Source organism: Tolumonas auensis DSM 9187 (assembly GCF_000023065.1).
GTDB lineage: Bacteria > Pseudomonadota > Gammaproteobacteria > Enterobacterales > Aeromonadaceae > Tolumonas > Tolumonas auensis.
In genome coordinates this window covers 1,150,626-1,168,295 of sequence record NC_012691.1, presented here as the reverse complement: position 1 = coordinate 1,168,295, position 17,670 = coordinate 1,150,626, and the positions used below count along the sequence as shown (strand labels likewise).

Genomic DNA, 17,670 nt, shown 5'->3' with positions numbered 1-17,670 from the left:
TTAACCTCCGGCAATGGCGCGAAACAGATCCACGTCGTCATATTCTGAAAGGAAAGTGTTGCTCCATTGGCTTCGCGGGATAACTTGCTGATTAAGTGCAACAGCAACACCCGCTTTCAATTGGTTTTGTGCAGATAACAGGGCTTCAAGGCTGCAAGACGAGTCGAGCTGCAGCAACTCGCCGTTTAAGCGGATTTGCATGTCGGAAACTCCAGCGGGAAGGAAGATGAGGCAGATGGATGGCAAACAGGACAAGCAGGATCTGGCTGTGTTTTCAGGCGTTGCCATTGCAGCGTCCGGCCGTCAAACCGTTGCAGAACACCGGTTGGCCGGGGCAGATCGCAGAGCAACTGAAGCGCGAGCAGCGCCTGTGCCGTTCCGAGCATCCCCACCACCGGGCCGACGATACCGGCTTCGCGGCAATTCAGTCCGGGCTCATCAGAGAGCGGGAACAAACAATGGTAACAGGCAGATTTCTGAGCTGGCTCAGTCAGTAACAACTGTCCTTCCCAACCTGTTGCGGCGGCGGTGATCAGTGGTTTCTGCGCGGCGATACAGGCTGCATTCACGCGCTGACGGGTAACCATATTGTCAGTACAGTCGAGCACGGCATCCACCTGCGGCACTATGTCCGCCAGCAGCACATCATCTACAGCCGGGAATATCCGGCATTGTACCGCCGGGTTCAGTGCTGTCAGATTTGTGCTGGCCACCCTGGTTTTTGCCTGATGCCGATCGGCAGTACGGTAGAGGATCTGGCGTTGCAGATTACTGCTATCCACCGTATCACCATCGGCCAGCCAGAGTTGCCCTACCCCGGCAGCAGCCAGATAGAGTGAAGCAGGCGAACCCAGGCCGCCTAGCCCTACAATCAGTACCTTGCTCTTTTTCAGCCGTAACTGCCCTGCCTCACCGATTTCTGGCAGCAGGATCTGTCGACCATAACGCAGAAATTCATTATCAGTGAGTTCGTCAGGCATACGCTGTTACTCCTGATGTTGTTCCTTCAACCATCCGCAGCAATCGTTCAGTGGCCGCTTGAGGATCAGCCGCCTTGGTAATGGCACTGACCAGCGCAACGCTGCCAACGCCCGTCGCCAGCACTTGCGGAACACGCTCTTCGGAGATGCCTCCGATGGCCACGGTCGGGCAATCGCCTGACTGCAGGACACATTCCCGGAGGCGCGCTAATCCTTGCGGCTGGGAAGGCATGTCTTTGGTTTGCGTCGGGAAGATATGTCCCAGTGCAACATAGGACGGACGGATGGTCAGTGCCTCGGCCAGCTCAACCGGATCATGCGTGGAAATACCTAGGCGTAAACCGGCATTGCGCAGTGCGTCCAGATCAGCAATCTGAATATCTTCCTGCCCCAGATGCACACCGTAGGCACCATGCTTAATGGCTAACTGCCAGTAATCATTGATAAACAGGCGCGCCTGATAACGGCGCCCCAGTTCAATGGCTTGCATGATCTGTTGTTCCAGATCGGCAGCCTGCGGATCCTTGATCCGCAGTTGCAGCGTTTTGACGCCCCATTCCAGCAGACGCGCAATCCAATCGACCGAATCAACCACCGGATAAAGCCCTAATTGGTGATCGGTCTTCGGAAAAGCAAAAGACGGGTTCATTACTCCACCTCTTTTGCCAGATAGAGTTCACCGCCATGTTCACGAAAAGCGGCTGCCTGTTGCTGCATTCCCGATTTCATCTCATCGAAAGCACCGTCGCTGTCTAACTGACGTACTTCCTGGCTGATTTTCATTGAGCAGAATTTAGGACCACACATAGAGCAGAAGTGCGCTACTTTGCCGGATTCCTGTGGCAAATCTTCATCGTGATAAGCACGCGCGGTATCCGGATCCAGGGCCAGATTGAACTGATCTTCCCAGCGGAATTCAAAACGCGCTTTAGACATCGCATTGTCGCGGATCTGCGCGCCCGGATATCCTTTTGCCAGATCAGCGGCATGCGCGGCGATCTTGTAGGCAATCAGACCCTGTTTGACATCTTCTTTATTTGGCAGACCCAAATGTTCTTTCGGTGTGACATAGCAAAGCATCGCACAGCCGTACCAGCCGATCATGGCAGCGCCAATACCGGAGGTGAAATGGTCATATCCCGGTGCGATATCAGTCGTTAACGGGCCTAAGGTATAGAAAGGGGCGCCATGGCAGTGTTTGAGCTGCTCATCCATATTTTCTTTGATTAGGTGCATTGGTACATGACCAGGACCTTCAATAATCACCTGAACATCATATTCCCACGCTACCTGAGTCAGCTCGCCCAGTGTACGCAGTTCAGAGAACTGGGCTTCATCGTTGGCATCGGCAATCGAGCCCGGACGCAGACCATCTCCCAGTGACAAGGCCACATCGTACTGTGCGCAGATCTCGCAGATCTCACGGAAATGGGTGTAGAGGAAGTTTTCCTGATGATGCGCCAGACACCATTTAGCAATGATAGAACCACCACGGGACACAATACCGGTCACACGTTTGGCCGTCATCGGCACATAACGCAGCAGCAGACCGGCATGGATGGTGAAGTAATCCACGCCCTGTTCTGCCTGTTCGATCAGCGTGTCACGCATCACTTCCCAGGTCAGGTCTTCAGCAATACCGTTTACTTTTTCCAGCGCCTGATACATAGGCACAGTACCGATAGGCACCGGGCTGTTACGCAGGATCCATTCGCGGGTCGCATGAATGTGACGACCGGTGGACAGATCCATAACGGTATCAGCGCCCCAGCGGGTTGACCAAATCAGCTTTTCTACTTCTTCTTCAATACTGGAACTGATGGATGAGTTGCCAATATTGGAGTTGATCTTCACCAGGAAATTACGGCCGATAATCATCGGTTCACTTTCCGGATGGTTGATATTGGCCGGAATAATGGCACGGCCTTCGGCCACTTCCTGACGGACAAATTCAGCGGTGATCCCTTTTTCGCCTTCCTGCAGACGGCGCTGGTTTTCACGGACCGCGATGTACTCCATTTCAGGAGTGATCAGGCCTTTACGGGCATAGTGCAGCTGGCTCACACAGTGACCGGCTTTGGCTTTACGGATGGGTGCCTGTACTGCCATTTTTGGCACCAGCGGCAGCTGTTCAGCCTGCGCACGGGTAAACGCAGAATTTGGTTCCAGCACATCTTCGGTGTCGTTACGTTCCAGGATCCAGTTCTGACGCAACGGGAAAAGCCCCTGGGTTACATCAACCTGCTGATCCGGATCGCCGTAAGGACCTGAAGTGTCATAAACCAGTACCGGCGCATTTTCTTCATAGACAGGCGCCTGCTTGGTTCCGCCCACCAGCGATGGGGTAAGGTGAATGCGACGCATTGGTACACGGATATCAGGACGGGAGCCTTCCAGATATTCACGATCTGAATTAGGGAAGGTTTGGGTTGCCAGCGTAGACAGATACTCTTTCGCTGAATCACGACGTTCACGGGCAGTTAAATTTTTCGACATAGCAAGCTCACCTTAAATAGAAATCGGATGGCTTGCCGGAAGTTGCGTTGAGTGGGAGTTTTGCAGCAAAAGATCTTAAGTGATCTGAGGAGGAATTGCTTCCTGAGCGCAACTCTTGTTTCCCTTCGCAGGTTCTAGCCTGATCAGGTTCAACGGATCCCGAATAAACGGTCTCAGCCCTTAGGGCACTCCGACAAGTGAAAGGCAGTATGGAACGATGCGAAGAGAATGGCAACAATCAGATAACAATTGATGATCGCTGCCACAAAATCAATAATCAGCGAGGTACAATTCAGCGAGGGACTATGGTGCGGTGATGGTGGAAATAAAAGCCGTCATCAAACAGCGGATCTTCATAACGGACTTCCACCTCTTTTACGACTGGCCAGAGCTTATGTTGCGTCGCATTCAGCACGGCAAAACGGTAAGGCATGTCGCCAATTTTGCCTTCCCGTGAAAGTGCTGTTGCACCGGATACCGTTATGCTGCGGCCTTTGGCATATAAAACCGGATCAAGCAGTTGCGGAAACACCGCGATAAAACGACCGGGGGATTGTTCTGCCTGCTGCGGTATGCCGTTATAAGCCAGCGGCAGATAAACAACCTCGACCTCTGTTCCCGAGGCCAGATTGCGGGTTTGCGCGATAACGCCGCTCCATTTTACCTGCCAGCCCTGCGGATTATTCAGTTGTGCCATCTGAGCAAACTGCTGACGGATCAACACAGAATCATCGGCATAGTAACCGGTCTTGTTATTAGCGCAGGCGGTCAGAAACAGGGCAAGAAAGCACGCAATCCACTTCATATTCAGTTCTCAGCTTAAAGAGTGATCACTAGTTACTCACGACCCGGCAGTTTTTTCCAGGTCACCTTGTCACGCAGATAAACCGGTGATGCCAGCGCCGGTTCGCAATAATCGCCGGCACGGAACGCGGCAACCGCCTGCGGCAGCATGTCCTGCGCCCATGGCAGGTTTACTTCCTGTGCATTATCAGCAGGCTGCAAACCTAACTGAGCAGCCAGTTCAGTATAGCTGGTAAACCCAGTGCCTACTGCGACGCCATTCGCTAGCTGAGCTTCAAACTGGCTCAGATATTCGCCTGCCTGTTCCGGCAGGATCACGGCTTCATCGACAACGGATTGCATCAGACCATCACGCAGCAAAAAGGCACCGATATAGATCTCATTCATTCTGGCATCTATCGCAGCAACGGCTTTCTCAGCCTGCTGACGGCGGTATGCACCCTGTGCCAGCATCTGTAACGTGGAAACGCCAATCAGCGGTACACCGGCACCATACGCCAGCCCCTGAGCCGCGCCGATACCGATACGGACACCGGTAAAAGAGCCCGGCCCACGGCCAAATGCAATGGCATCCAGTCCGGATAAAGAGGCTCCGGCTTCAGCCAGTAATTCACTTACCATCGGCAGAATCAAACGGGTATGAGCCTGCGGAGCCACCTGCTCCCGGGTTAATACAGCATCGTTCCATAATAAGGCTGCGGAACAGCCTTCAGTGGCTGTATCAATCGCCAGAATTTTCATTCGCTTCAATCTCTCTTATTGGCTCTTCTTGTGTAATAACCGGTGCACTGACCGGCAATTTCCAGAATTCAGTTAAACGGGTTATATCCCGGCAACGCGGAATAGGCGGTAAACTTTTCAAAAACGCCGCCCCATACGGTTTATTGACCAGACGCGGGTCACAGAGGATCAGGATACCACGATCCTGATAATCACGGATCAGGCGCCCTACTCCTTGTTTCAGAACAATTACTGCTTCCGGCAATTGTAACTGCTGGAATGGATCGCCGCCCTGCATGCGGCAATCTTCCATGCGGGCTTTCAGTAATGGTTCATCCGGCGAGGTGAATGGCAGCTTATCAATGATGACACAGGACAATGCCGCCCCCCGGACATCCACCCCTTCCCAGAAGGATGACGTTGCTACCAGCACCGCATGTCCGTCGGCGACAAAATCGGCCAGAATCCGCTGCTTGTTATCATCCCCCTGCACCAGCACAGTACGATCCAGCTTATCGCGCAATACCTGTGCGATCTGATTGACACTGTTATAGCTGGTACATAGGAAGAAGCAACCGCCCGGCACCTGTTCAATCACTGGCAGCAACCGCTCGGCAAGCTGGGTGGCACGCTGATAGATAGAGGTATCCGGCAGATTACGCGGTACACAAAGCAAAGACTGGTGGGCGTAATCAAACGGACTGTCCAGCAGGCAGGTATCGGCATCACCGACGCCCATGCGCTGCGAAAAGTAGTCAAACTCTTCACCGACCGTGAGCGTTGCCGAGGTAAATATCCAGCTGCAACCAACCCGCATCACTTCCTGTGCGAAACGTTCCGCAATCGACAACGGGGTAACATTCAGCGTGAAATGACGCTTGGTGGTTTCATACCAGTATGCGGCCCCGGCTTCGGTAATCGCCGTGACATGATCCACCGTGGTCAGAAAACCGGCCAGACGCTCAAAACAGTTGTTGATCTGTTCACCACGCCCTAACGCCAGTTTGCAGACGTCATAACAAAACTTGATCGATTCTTTCAGGCGCTGCAGCTCACGTTGCATCTGGGGCTGCACCAATACATCACGCAGATTACCGCGGGAGGGATCCACCCCGAATGCCAAACGCATCGCCTGACAATCCTGAACCAGACGATCCGCCGCCTTGCCCAGTTGCGCCATATCCTTCGCTTCCAGCCGGTAAGCCAGCCGCAATTCATCGGCAACATCACTCAGCTGACGGCTGGAAAGTGATTCTCCGAAATACTGACTGGCAATATCCGGTAACTGGTGGGCTTCATCGAAGATATAAACATCCGCATCCGGCAGCAACTCGCCAAATCCGGTGTCTTTTACTGACATATCGGCAAAAAACAGATGATGGTTGATCACCACCACCTGCGCATCGAGTGCTTTACGACGGGCTTTGACCAGAAAACAGTTTTCATAATCCGGGCATTCGCGCCCCAGGCAATTATCGTTGGTGCTGGTCACAAATGGCAGGATCGGCGCCTGTTCCTGTAAACCCGGAATATCCGCTACATCACCGCTGACCGTCCGGGCTTTGAATTGACGCACTTTAGGCAAATCGGCAAACACATCCGCCGCCAGAAAGTGCATCTCCTGTTCAAGCAGGGCAAGCCGGTAAGTACAAAGATAGTTAGAACGCCCTTTCAGCTGGGCAACGGGCTTGCCATATTGCATCGCCAGCAGCAGCGTCGGTAAATCCCGTTCGTAGAGTTGATCCTGCAATGCTTTGGAGCCGGTGCTGATGATCACCCGCTTGCCGCTATCCAGTGCCGGAACCAGATAGGCAAAGGTTTTCCCCGTACCAGTGCCTGCTTCTACCAGCAAACGACCGGCAGTTTCTATTGCCTTACTGACTGCCTCCGCCATGTGAACCTGCGCCTGACGCGGAGCAAATCCGGGGATCGCCTTGGCCAGCAGCCCGTTTTCAGCAAAATAATCGTTATTCAACAGCGGATCCCGGCACGAAAAAAATGATGGGCGATTGTACCACATCCCGTTCGGTGTCCGGCCCCTGCACAACTTTTCGTTATTACATCCGCAACCCCCCTCTTTAAACCCGAAAAATCATCAGAGCAAGTGCGAATAAGAATTATACTTAAATAGCCCACAGTCTCCATTCAGGAGAAATTGTATGACAATGCTTGCTCATGGTTTGCAACACGTAAAAGTGATTGCGCTGGCGGTGACGGATTTAAACCGGGCGCAACATTTTTATGGCGAGATACTCGGTCTTCCTCCTGCTTATGAAGGAAACGTTCTGAGGGGGTATTCAATCGGAGATATCGTTCTTATGCTAAAAGAGAACTGGTATGGCTCCCCGACGGCGGATCCTAACCCCCGGATCACACTGGCAACGGCTTATGCCCCGGATACCGAAGCCTTTTTAAAAGCACACGGTGTCACGATTGCCGATCCGGTCGAAGAAGTTGATGAGGGTTTTTACGTCGGCAGTTTTTTAGACAGCGAAGGTAATAAGCTCTGGTTCTGCTCACCGACAGAGAAGTAATTTTATCATCAGTTATCCTGCTCTCCGGCTACTGTCACACGCCGTGAGAGCGGGCTTTACAAGCCTGCTCAACTGCATGTGTCACGGTTCTGTTTCCCGTCCCATGGGCGCGCACACCGGATAGGAGCTTCCTCATGCAGCAGAAGTTAAGTCTTTAGCCTCGAACATCGTGCCCTATTCTACTTATAATGCACCTCTGACTGTCGGTTTAGTACTTAACGTGGACTCTGTATGAAGCAAAGATTATTACTTTTGATTTTGGCAATTTTGATTCCGGCCGGTATCTATGGCTACAATTACATCAACCTTGAAGGCCCTCTTGTCAAAGTTTTAGAACGTAATGAAGCTTATCAAGGCATTCAGATTCACTCGTATTACTACAACTTTATTGCTCCATCTAAAGTTATTTTTGATGTGATGAATGTTGAAAACGCCAGTGCTTCAGACGTTTTTTCTGTGCTGATTGATTTTGCAATAGTAAATAAAGACAAAAAATATCAGCAAGTTATCCTTGCTTACAAAGGCAATGCAAAGTTTATTTTGCCCGGTGATTACTTTCAAAAACTAGCAACAAATTCAAACCCAAGTGACCCATCAGCCACAATCAAAAGCTTTATCGCTCACGTGCAAAATCTTGATGGTGCAAATCCGTATTCTCAAACAACAGATACCGATGCGTCATTACAGGCTCAATTCGATGATTTCAACAACAAATGGTATGCCTCTGAAGTAAACACTCTGAAATCTGACAAATAATTCAGACACGTTCGCATTCGCTCACTGGACGGCACTATGTGCTACCGTTTAATTAAACATCAGGCCATCAGGAAACAAGCCCTATGCGTAATTTAATCATTTCTATGTTGCTTCTTTGTGTTGGCTGTACGCAGCTCCCGGATAAGGTGAAGCCAGTCGAAAATTTCGATTTAACCCGTTATCTGGGTAAATGGTATGAAATCGCCCGACTTGATCATTCTTTTGAACGAGGTTTAAACAAAGTAACAGCTGAATACTCATTAAACGATAATGGCAGCGTAAAAGTCATCAATCGCGGCTATTCAGAACAAGATAAACAGTGGCAAGAAGCGACGGGGGTTGCTTATTTCATTGACTCGCCAAACAATGGTTTACTCAAGGTCTCATTCTTCCGGCCTTTTTATGGCACCTACGCGATCTTTGAACTAGACCACGACAACTATCAATATGCTGTTGTATCTGGCCCTAATCATTCATATCTCTGGATCCTATCCCGAACTCCATCGCTTTCAGATATGGTTAAAAAGCAGTTAATACAAAAAGCGGCTGATGCTGGATTTAACACACAGGATTTGATCTTTGTTGCTCAATAATTCAATGAGGTAAATAAACCATGCAGAGCTATATGTCGTTGTTAGCAATTACTGGTGCGTTGATGCTGGCTGGTATGTGATTGTTGCGTTTGTTCTGTCGTCTGAAGCACCAAGAAAAACCTATCTGAAGTTCAAAGCCTTCTTTGATACTACGGCTGGTTCCGTGATGGCTTTACTGGGTTTAAAGCTTATCTTCAGTAGCAATAAATTGTAATATTGGCTGGTTTTGGGTGAGAGTTTGACAACGGCCACTTTTCCAGCGGAGCAATAACCGAATGTATTCCACATAGTGATACAATCGATGTAATTTCACTAGTCGTTGTAAATCATGAGCAAAAAAGTCAAAGTTGCAAATATTTATGAAATCACCTGGCCCCATGCCTGTGCCAAGTGCGGGGATACTCAGCATCTGAAGAATGTAACCTCGTTAGAAAACAAACTCACAACGAAGATAACCAAAATTGATCCGCAGCTTGAATACTTTGTCTGTGAAAAACATGCAAAATGGCTGGCTCTGGCTAACTTGTCTGTTGATAGCTGTGGGACAATGACTTTAGTACGTCTAGTGTCCTATTTTGCAACTACGTTATTCAGCATTTTCCTTATAACATTGCCGTTGCAGCTAATTAATAATAGTTTTTCCGATATATCCGTTCCTTATATATTAGTTATTTTTGTCGCTTATGTGTTATTCAGTCGCTTTCTTCGAAAACAAATTCCAATACATAAGACTAAGTTCAGCACAAAGGAATATATTTTAGAATTTGATAATTCTGATTTCGCTGAAAGTTTTGTAAAAGAAAATCAGCAACATACAATTGTTGAACGTTTAAACTGAAAAATTTAACAAAATCAGCAAAGCAAAGTTCAGCCGTTATGAAGCTGTCCGATTACTGAATAGTAGATATTGAGTTAGTCGATGAATTTCATCAAAAGTGCATACCAAAAAGATAACATCATCCATTCGCTTTCGACTTCTGACAATGTTTCAATATGCTGCTTTGACGTGGCATCCAGACATAACCACAAGACATGATTACAGAGGTAGTAGATGACATCTTATGAATGGATATTGTTCGATGCAGACGAGACACTTTTTGAGTTCGACGCCTTCCGTGGTTTAAAACTCATGTTTTCGCGTTTTGGCGTCGATTTTTCTGATGCTGATTTCTCGGAATATCAACAGGTTAACAAACCGCTCTGGGTTCAGTATCAGGATGGAAAAATATCCGCCACGCAGCTCCAGTATCAACGTTTTCAAACCTGGGCACAGCGACTGGATGAAACGCCGAAAGCATTAAATAGCGCCTTTCTGTCAGCGATGGCTGATATCTGTGCACCGCTGGATGGTGCCACCAATTTACTGAATACACTCCGAGGCAAGGTAAAACTCGGCATTATCACGAATGGTTTTACTGAACTTCAGCAGGTTCGCCTTGAGCGCACCGGGTTCCGGGACTATTTCGATGTACTGATCATTTCAGAACAGGTGGGTGTCGCCAAACCCCATCCTGATATTTTTGAACATGCGCTTTCTACTATGGGGCATCCGTCGCGCGAGCGTGTGCTCATGGTGGGTGATAATCCTGATTCGGACATCTTGGGTGGTCTCAATGCCGGACTGCATACATGCTGGGTCAATGCAGACAATAAGCCCGAGCCAGCGGGTATCAAACCGCACTATCAGGTTTCATCATTATCAGAGCTTGAGTCTATCCTGGTGCCAGCAACATGAGATAGCACAAACCTAAATAGTCCACTGTCTCCATTCAGGAGAAATTGTATGACAATGCTTGCTCATGGTTTGCAACACGTAAAAGTGATTGCGCTGGCGGTGACGGATTTAAACCGGGCGCAACATCAGTCATCCAGCTCTCCGCCTAGTATCACACGCCGTGCGGGCAGGATTTAGCCAGATTGCGACTCCCCCGCTTACTGCATTCACACCCTGCACGCTTTGCCTGTGCTGAAGCAAACTTTACCAAAACTCTCATTTGAAACCAGACCTGAACGGGCGTAGGATAAATTTATCTCCTGATAGTTATATCAGGCCCCCCGATCGCATTTTGTGGTCCTGCGGTAGCTATGCCCTGATGAAAAATATGCAGGGGAAATGCGGAGACATTCCGGGAAAGTGGCTTATTTGGGGGGTTATACGGAATAAGGCGGGATAATAAATTGTTAGAAAAAAGCTTAACTTGCTCAGATGCCTCGAACAAACTATCATCAGGTAGAAGATTCATAATAGAGAGGTTCACAGCATGACTAATGTGCTTAGATGGCTTGGCTTAGCTCCAAGTGAGAATGAACAACGTATTATTGAGCTAGTGAATAGCTCCAACAGAGCCCAATCAGCAAGGGTGGTTGGTAGAGGTACCGTCATGATTGATGTACAACAAATCAGACAAGATCCAAAATTCAAAGAGCTTTACAAAAAAGCAGCCAACATTGTTATAGAAAATAAGTAAAAGTATAAATGTTTTTATTGCTAACTCTTCCGATTTTGATTAGTGGCTTTTTTCTTTGTCACATACATCCAATATATAAATACAAACTACATAGATATGAAGGTCAATATTTATATCTTAAATGTGCAACACTGGGAATCACTTGTCTTTTTATAGCATCAGCAAGTTGCTTGTTGATCAATAAGTATTTTCCGTCCTCATTTTTTATTGCCTCACATGCAATTAATATAGATATTCCTTTATATATAGAAGAATTGATAAAATCGACAACTGCAGAGAAAAACAATAGCAATGATATTTACACTCTAACTTGGGTCATTGTTATATCGATTTCAACATTATTTATTCCGCCAATTTGGTCTTTCTTATCCTACATACGACTATGCATTAAACACCACGCCAAAGGCTCAAAGTTTTTTAAAGATACTAAACTATTCGTTATTGCAAATATTTTATCCGATAGTCCTTTAGATAACTTACTTTTCAAGTCATCAATAAACAAAGATGATAGTCCACTTATGTTGTCACTGAAAGACAGAAAAGTTTATGTTGGTCAAGTTATCTCTCTTGGCGAACCCAACGAAGTTCAGGGCTCAGATCAAGAAATATCTATAATTCCAATTATGAGTGGCTACAGAGACAAAGACACATTAAAAGTAGTTTTCAATACTAAATATGATGATGTCGATGAGGATATATACTTAACTATTAGGCAAGATGATATTGTTTCTGCGACGCAATTTTCTTTTGATTCATACGAAAAGCTAAATAAATCAGTATCAGTGAGAAAATCATTTAAAAAAAGAATATCCAACCCTGATTAAAAATTTTTTCTAACAAAAACTTGAAATTGGACGTGGACTTCACCCACTTTTTCGGACACGCATTGATAACTAATCCAGAGGTCATCAATGCCCGCTTATACCAATGCTAAACGTATTTTTAAGTACTCTGACGAGTTCAAAATGAAAGCCGTTCAATGGAGTTTCGACCCTCAGCGATCAGTAAAGGATGTCGCTGCTGCACTGGACATTCATCCCTTTATGTTGTCTCGTTGGCGTAAAGAATTTCGTGAAGGGAAATATGGTCCGATGAAGCCCACAACCAAACCTTCTAAGCCCAATGCCCAGCTCAAAGAGCAGGATGAACTTAAAAAACTCAGAAAACGTATTGCTGAACTTGAAGAGGAAAACGACATCCTAAAAAAGTGGCAACGCTTTCTGGCCGAGGAACGACGGAAGCATTCCAATTCATAAAAAAGCATGCTTCTCACCTCTCTGTGAAACGTCTTTGCCAACGACTTGGCGTTTCACGTAGTGGCTATTATGACTGGCTAAAGCGCACTCCCAGTGTTCATGTGCAACAGGATGCTGTGTTACTGACGCACATTAAGCGTGTCTTCAAGGCATCGGCGGAACGATACGGCAGTCCTAAAGTTTATCAGGCACTTCGGACTCAAGGTGTTGTCGTTAGTCAGAAACGAGTGGCCAGATTGATGCGAGAAAATGGCTTAAAAGCTCGCGTTGAGCGTGTTTATAAACGATTGAGTAAGATGCGGGCTGAATTAAAAGTGCTGCCAAATCATCGCTTGCAGGCGCCCAAGCCAACAGGACCAAATCAACAGTGGTCTAGCGATGTCACCTATATCCGACATGGTCACAGGCATGTCTTCCTCGCGGTCATTGTTGACCTCTGGTCGCGGAAAATTATTGGCTGGGCGCTCCATGAGAAACTCAATGCTGAATTATCTGTTGCTGCTTTATATCAAGCATTGAAACAACGGAAACCAAAACCGGGTCTCATCCTACATACAGATCGTGGCGTTGAGTTCAGAGCACAAGCCATGCAAATCTGGCTCAATAAATTTGGGATCCGACATAGTATGAACCGGCCAGGTCAGTGCACCGATAACGCTGAAGTTGAATCGTTTTTTAAGACGTTAAAGTCTGAACTGATTTACGAAAATTATTTTCCGACGGTATCTGCACTGAGAGATCAGATCAGCAGATACATCCGGAATTTTTATAATAAGGTGCGGCTGCACAGTAGCCTCAATTATGTATCTCCGATACAGTTTGAACATGCCGCTTAATAAACGCGTGTCCATTTTATCGGGTGAACATCAACGGCACTATATGCCGCCATTTAAGTAATAGTTAAGCTTCTTTGAGAAATATATGTTGACGACAATATTCGAATTACTTAAAGCACTTGGGACATATTCATCAATATTTGCCTTAATCATTATTTCTGTATTCACATTATGGAAATATGTTCTAAAGTCGGTTTTTGAAGATTGGTCAAAAAATAGATTAGAAATTAAGAAAATTGAAATAACTAATTCTTTAGACACTCAGAAAAATCTCATTTTGAAACAAACAGAATTTGAGATATTAAAGCTGAATAGAATACTTCCAGCACTTGAAAAACTTAATTCGAACTTTTATAACCATTGGCTTATGTTCAACACATACGTTTCATACATCGTTAACAAAGCTGGATTACCTGATGATTTTGAGAAAAATCGACTTGAGCTTGATAGACAAATGGTAGATTGCATTACGCAATTATCGATTTATTTACCATCAGAATTTAGAATTTTAATCAATAAAATCCGTTTGTTAGCAAGTAACTCTTGGAAACCTCCTCATATTGTCTATTATCATTTGTTAGAACTAAATAACTGATCCTAATTGTGCTCCACCTATTTATTCTGTGCTGCTATTGCAAACGGGCTGACATGATCTAAAAAATACTTCACCTTTCGCAATAATTCCCACATCGCCCGACATCGGTGGTTTCTGGTGACCATCTCGTGCATTGAGCGCCAGAGTAGTTCAATCCGATTGACCCACGGTGAGTAAACAGGTTGAAACAGTAACTCAAATTTTGGATTGTTCTTGAGCCATACCTGCGTCTTTTGGCTTTTGTGGATCACGTAATTATCAAGGACCAGGATAATTTTCTTCGCCCGACGGTAATGCCGTTTCAGCTTTTCCAGTAGTTGAATAAATAGGTCTGAATCCTTACTCAGCCCTGTGGTGTAAATTACCTTGCCCGTCTGACTATTAAGTGCACCGGCAACATAGTGTTTTTCGTTTTTCCCTGGTGTGGGTATTCGTTTTTGTTGATGACGACGCATCCAATCCGCACCAATTTTAGGATTCAGGTCGATATCTGCTTCATCGACATAAAAAACCGGTTCATTAATAGAGTGACTTTGTAATGCATTGTTTATTAATGCCATTTTCTCATCACGATGTGGGTCACGAATATGGAGTGTCGGCGCAGCTCTACGCCAAACAATGCCCATTTTAGGTAACCAACGGCGGATGGTAGAGGCAGCAATGTTGAGTTCTGGACACATGCGATGAATAAGCGATGCAAAAAGCTCTGAACTCCAACGTGAACGTTGATAACCAAAATCTTCTGGCGAGAACTGAATAAGCAGCTCTAAAATGAGTCGAATTTGTTGGTATGGCAAAGAACAAAATCGTCCGCGTTGTTTACTTTCGAGACCGGAAATACCACATTCCTGATACCAGCTGAGCCAGCGTTGAATAGAAGAACGAGCAGCGGCAGTCAGTTGATGAACCATCGAAACAGTCTGCCCCTGATGCAGCATGAGAATAGCAGTCAGACGCCGGGCATGTTCTTTATCGTTGGTTTTATAAATGATTTTTTCGATGCGTCTGCGTTCGGCGCGAGATAAAACTGGTAACATAGCGGTAACTCGGTTTTGGGCGATTGTTTAGTTTGGCGACGATATGATCGCATAACTAAAACCGAGTTACTCCCACCAAGTGATCTACATTTCGGAACAGTTATTTAGGCTATCCATATGAAATTCCTATGCTAGCTCAAGATATATATGTTGATTTAATTGAGTGCTTTTATGAGTTTTCAAATAAATTCATTGGCATTGGCAATAATGATGTAACGTATTCTGAAATAATGGCTAAGCATAGTTTAGATGAAAAATGTCACTCAACTAAAACGGATCCACTAAATCTCATGGCGTGGCAATATATTATATTTCCTGAGAGCTATGATGGCATGATGCGAGCCCCCGTAGAGAAAGCAGTACAAGAACATTATAAAAATTTGAGAAAAGAAGCTTAACAAAAACTTGAAACTGGACGGCACTGCGTGCCGCCATTTGAGTAAAAGTTAGCCTGTCTCGGCTATATGGTGGAGGTAATTATGAAATGGTATGTTACATATGAATGCATTACAAACAATCAAAAATTTACGGATACATTTTTGATAGAAAATGATAACGAGCCCACTCAGATTGACCAATTAGTTCTGAATCAAGCCATGCAACATTCTATAAAATTCTGTGCCGAAGGAGTTGGAAGTATTCGTATACTATCAATCTCTTTATCACAGGATGCACCACAACAATATTAACAACTCTAGCTATAAGGAAACAAATATGTTCAATTTCTTTAAAAGCAAAGCACAACGAGAACATGAGCAAAAAATACTAACACTGTATGAACAATGCATCCTAGACATTAACAATTTCATTAATGCTCACCAAAATCCAACAAAAGATGACTTTATTCAATTAGCTGTAAATGCAAAAATAATTTATAACTTATTTTGTAGTGTGAAAAAGCTCGAAGCGCAAACCAAAGAGTTCGCTACACCTTTTGTTAGTACAGCTCTTGGGTTTTATATTGAAGTTGATGGCATCGATGAAGATACCGCATATTTAAAACTTAAAGCAATAATTGACAATTCAATTGATAATTTGAACAATAAAGTTAATACCGACTTTATTTTCCCCTCAATAAAAGTTGCTTTTCTAATGTCAAAACTTATTGACTTTAACAAACCAATTTAGAATGTGAGCATCAACGGCACTACGTGCCGCCGTTTAATTAGAAGTTAGATTTTCCTCATTCATCTATTTGAATCTCTAGTTCCATAGCTCTTCCCTTTTCTCCAAATACTTCGACAAAAACCTAGCGACGACGCGGTTTGCCTGTTTTAGCTTTGTTGTTACCGCTTTGCCCAAGCGCTTTAGCGCGTAGGGTTTTCTTAGACGATTTACTCTTAGTACTGCTCGCCTCTTCTTGCGCCGTTAGATTCGGCTCAAAGCCTTCCATCCACTGCAGGATAAAATGTTCGCCAGTGAGTTTTTCTACGTCTTCGAGTAGGTATTTCTCTTTATTCGAGACCAACGAAACGGCCAAGCCCGCTTGACCTGCACGGCCTGTTCGACCAATACGGTGAATATAGTCTTCGGCGTTGTAAGGCAGCTCATAATTGATCACGTATTGCAGTTGCTGGATGTCCAACCCGCGCGCGGCCACATCGGTGGCGACAAGCGCACGCACTTGGCCGGTTTTAAACTCTTCCAAGCCGCGATCGCGGGCGCCTTGGGATTTATCGCCATGAACCGCAGCAGCACTGATGCCATCTTTTTCAAGCTCTTTAGCAAGCTCATCCACCGCTTGTTTGGTACGAGTGAAAATAAGCACTTGTTGCCAATTTTTAGAGCCTATCAGGTACGCCACTAAACCCGCTTTGCGTTGGTTGTCGACTTCGTAAAAGCGTTGTTCAATTTTTGCTGCCATCGCATTTCGTTCGGCGACTTCGATCAGTTTTGGCTGCTTTAAAATGGTTTTGCTTAAGGAAAACACGTCATCGTTGAAGGTTGCGGAGAAGAACAAGGTTTGGCGCGTTTCGGGGAGACGTTTTAGGATGCGCTCGATATCGACAATAAAACCCATATCCAGCATGCGATCCGCTTCATCAAGAACCAGTGTTTCAACTGTGCTGAGGTCGATCAACTCTTTGAAAGCAAGCTCCAACAAACGGCCTGGTGTCGCCACGAGGACATCACAGCCTTTGTTGAGCGCATCAATCTGCGGGTTGATACTCGCTCCACCGTAAGCCACGACTGAGTTGAGACCCAAACCTTGGCTGTATTTCACAAAGCTTTGATGTACTTGTTGAGCCAGTTCCCGCGTTGGCGTCAGCACTAACACACGGATGGCTTTTTCAGATGTGTCTCGAACGAGGTGACGTTGAATCAGTGGCAAGGCAAATGCAGCAGTTTTCCCCGTCCCCGTTTGTGCCCCCGCCATAACATCGTGACCGGCAAGAACTTCTGGGATCGCCGCTTTTTGGATCGGCGTTGCCGTTTGATAACCAAGCGTATCGATAACAGCCAATAAATCCGAGTGAAGACCTAGGGTGGAAAAACTCATAAACAAACACCGCTTACAATAAATTAAGACGGCCCTATTGTAACATCGAAACCCTAAAGACTCTCAGAGAGAACCGTATTCCTGCTAATTGCGTT

General features: G+C 46.1%; 22 protein-coding genes, 1 pseudogene and 1 riboswitch. Of the genes and pseudogenes, 14 read left to right on the top strand and 9 right to left on the bottom strand.

Features of this window, described 5'->3' with window-relative positions:
• The 7 genes and pseudogenes from thiS to yoaA all read right to left on the bottom strand — a co-directional run bounded on the left by thiS (position 1) and on the right by yoaA (position 6,975).
• Entirely contained in the window at positions 1–201 is a 201-nt protein-coding gene (gene thiS / locus TOLA_RS05515; RefSeq protein WP_012729302.1) for a sulfur carrier protein ThiS, read from the bottom strand.
• Entirely contained in the window at positions 186–980 is a 795-nt protein-coding gene (locus TOLA_RS05510; RefSeq protein ID WP_012729301.1) for a HesA/MoeB/ThiF family protein, read from the bottom strand. The genes thiS and TOLA_RS05510 overlap by 16 nt, the downstream gene beginning before the upstream one ends.
• Positions 973–1,623 (bottom strand): annotated as a pseudogene (gene thiE, locus TOLA_RS05505) (thiamine phosphate synthase); the annotation flags it as partial. The gene TOLA_RS05510 and the pseudogene thiE, both read right to left, overlap by 8 nt.
• Positions 1,624–1,628: 5 nt before the next feature.
• Positions 1,629–3,476 carry a phosphomethylpyrimidine synthase ThiC gene (gene thiC, locus TOLA_RS05500; RefSeq protein ID WP_012729299.1) on the bottom strand — a complete coding sequence of 616 codons (1,848 nt, stop codon included), beginning with the start codon at positions 3,474–3,476 and terminating at the stop codon, positions 1,629–1,631.
• A gap of 102 nt (positions 3,477–3,578) precedes the next feature.
• Positions 3,579–3,679: riboswitch (TPP riboswitch) on the bottom strand.
• Positions 3,680–3,768: 89 nt separating this feature from the next.
• Positions 3,769–4,281 carry a Slp family lipoprotein gene (locus tag TOLA_RS05495; protein WP_012729298.1) on the bottom strand — a complete coding sequence of 171 codons (513 nt, stop codon included), beginning with the start codon at positions 4,279–4,281 and terminating at the stop codon, positions 3,769–3,771.
• A gap of 32 nt (positions 4,282–4,313) precedes the next feature.
• Positions 4,314–5,030 carry a tRNA (adenosine(37)-N6)-threonylcarbamoyltransferase complex dimerization subunit type 1 TsaB gene (gene tsaB, locus TOLA_RS05490; protein WP_171804901.1) on the bottom strand — a complete coding sequence of 239 codons (717 nt, stop codon included), beginning with the start codon at positions 5,028–5,030 and terminating at the stop codon, positions 4,314–4,316.
• Entirely contained in the window at positions 5,002–6,975 is a 1,974-nt protein-coding gene (gene yoaA, locus TOLA_RS05485; RefSeq protein WP_483754805.1) for a DNA repair helicase YoaA, read from the bottom strand. Before yoaA ends, tsaB begins: the two co-directional genes overlap by 29 nt.
• Positions 6,976–7,159: 184 nt before the next feature.
• On the opposite strand from yoaA, the gene TOLA_RS05480 reads away from it, so the two are divergent.
• The 11 genes from TOLA_RS05480 to TOLA_RS05435 all read left to right on the top strand — a co-directional run bounded on the left by TOLA_RS05480 (position 7,160) and on the right by TOLA_RS05435 (position 14,038).
• Positions 7,160–7,534 (top strand): VOC family protein, encoded by a 375-nt coding sequence (locus TOLA_RS05480; protein WP_012729295.1) that lies wholly within the window; start codon positions 7,160–7,162, stop codon positions 7,532–7,534.
• A 231-nt stretch (positions 7,535–7,765) separates the two neighbouring features.
• Positions 7,766–8,290 carry a hypothetical protein gene (locus TOLA_RS05475; RefSeq protein ID WP_012729294.1) on the top strand — a complete coding sequence of 175 codons (525 nt, stop codon included), beginning with the start codon at positions 7,766–7,768 and terminating at the stop codon, positions 8,288–8,290.
• An 83-nt stretch (positions 8,291–8,373) separates the two neighbouring features.
• Positions 8,374–8,883: a lipocalin family protein gene (locus tag TOLA_RS05470; RefSeq protein WP_012729293.1), complete on the top strand. Its 510-nt coding sequence runs from the start codon at positions 8,374–8,376 to the stop codon at positions 8,881–8,883.
• 328 nt (positions 8,884–9,211) lie between these two features.
• Positions 9,212–9,721: a hypothetical protein gene (locus TOLA_RS05465; RefSeq protein WP_012729292.1), complete on the top strand. Its 510-nt coding sequence runs from the start codon at positions 9,212–9,214 to the stop codon at positions 9,719–9,721.
• Positions 9,722–9,934: 213 nt separating this feature from the next.
• Complete coding sequence (yjjG, locus tag TOLA_RS05460; protein WP_012729291.1) at positions 9,935–10,618, top strand: pyrimidine 5'-nucleotidase; 684 nt, start codon at positions 9,935–9,937, stop codon at positions 10,616–10,618.
• 48 nt (positions 10,619–10,666) lie between these two features.
• The gene (locus TOLA_RS16960; RefSeq protein ID WP_012729290.1) at positions 10,667–10,795 is read left to right on the top strand and encodes a hypothetical protein; all 129 of its coding nucleotides are present in this window, start codon (positions 10,667–10,669) and stop codon (positions 10,793–10,795) included.
• A gap of 349 nt (positions 10,796–11,144) precedes the next feature.
• Positions 11,145–11,351 carry a hypothetical protein gene (locus tag TOLA_RS05455; protein ID WP_012729289.1) on the top strand — a complete coding sequence of 69 codons (207 nt, stop codon included), beginning with the start codon at positions 11,145–11,147 and terminating at the stop codon, positions 11,349–11,351.
• Positions 11,352–11,359: 8 nt separating this feature from the next.
• A complete protein-coding gene (locus TOLA_RS05450; RefSeq protein ID WP_012729288.1) occupies positions 11,360–12,175 on the top strand; it encodes a hypothetical protein in 816 nt (271 codons plus the stop codon).
• Positions 12,176–12,262: 87 nt separating this feature from the next.
• Positions 12,263–12,607, top strand: coding sequence for a transposase (locus TOLA_RS05445; RefSeq protein ID WP_012729287.1), 345 nt, complete (start codon positions 12,263–12,265; stop codon positions 12,605–12,607).
• The gene (locus TOLA_RS05440) at positions 12,559–13,443 is read left to right on the top strand and encodes an IS3 family transposase (protein ID WP_083757730.1); all 885 of its coding nucleotides are present in this window, start codon (positions 12,559–12,561) and stop codon (positions 13,441–13,443) included. The genes TOLA_RS05445 and TOLA_RS05440 overlap by 49 nt, the downstream gene beginning before the upstream one ends.
• Positions 13,444–13,528: 85 nt before the next feature.
• A complete protein-coding gene (locus tag TOLA_RS05435; RefSeq protein WP_012729285.1) occupies positions 13,529–14,038 on the top strand; it encodes a hypothetical protein in 510 nt (169 codons plus the stop codon).
• Positions 14,039–14,055: 17 nt separating this feature from the next.
• On the opposite strand, the gene TOLA_RS05430 is transcribed toward TOLA_RS05435, so the two are convergent.
• The gene (locus TOLA_RS05430) at positions 14,056–15,075 is read right to left on the bottom strand and encodes an IS630 family transposase (RefSeq protein ID WP_012729284.1); all 1,020 of its coding nucleotides are present in this window, start codon (positions 15,073–15,075) and stop codon (positions 14,056–14,058) included.
• A gap of 128 nt (positions 15,076–15,203) precedes the next feature.
• Between TOLA_RS05430 and TOLA_RS05425 the strand changes: the two genes are divergently transcribed.
• The 3 genes from TOLA_RS05425 to TOLA_RS05415 all read left to right on the top strand — a co-directional run bounded on the left by TOLA_RS05425 (position 15,204) and on the right by TOLA_RS05415 (position 16,203).
• On the top strand, positions 15,204–15,473 hold the full coding sequence (locus TOLA_RS05425; protein ID WP_012729283.1) for a hypothetical protein: 270 nt from the start codon (positions 15,204–15,206) through the stop codon (positions 15,471–15,473).
• 81 nt (positions 15,474–15,554) lie between these two features.
• On the top strand, positions 15,555–15,764 hold the full coding sequence (locus tag TOLA_RS05420; protein ID WP_012729282.1) for a hypothetical protein: 210 nt from the start codon (positions 15,555–15,557) through the stop codon (positions 15,762–15,764).
• Positions 15,765–15,789: 25 nt separating this feature from the next.
• Entirely contained in the window at positions 15,790–16,203 is a 414-nt protein-coding gene (locus TOLA_RS05415) for a hypothetical protein (RefSeq protein WP_012729281.1), read from the top strand.
• A gap of 121 nt (positions 16,204–16,324) precedes the next feature.
• Here TOLA_RS05415 and TOLA_RS05410 read toward each other — a convergent pair whose 3' ends face one another.
• Positions 16,325–17,575 carry a DEAD/DEAH box helicase gene (locus TOLA_RS05410; RefSeq protein WP_012729280.1) on the bottom strand — a complete coding sequence of 417 codons (1,251 nt, stop codon included), beginning with the start codon at positions 17,573–17,575 and terminating at the stop codon, positions 16,325–16,327.
• Between the last annotated feature and the right edge of the window lie 95 nt (positions 17,576–17,670).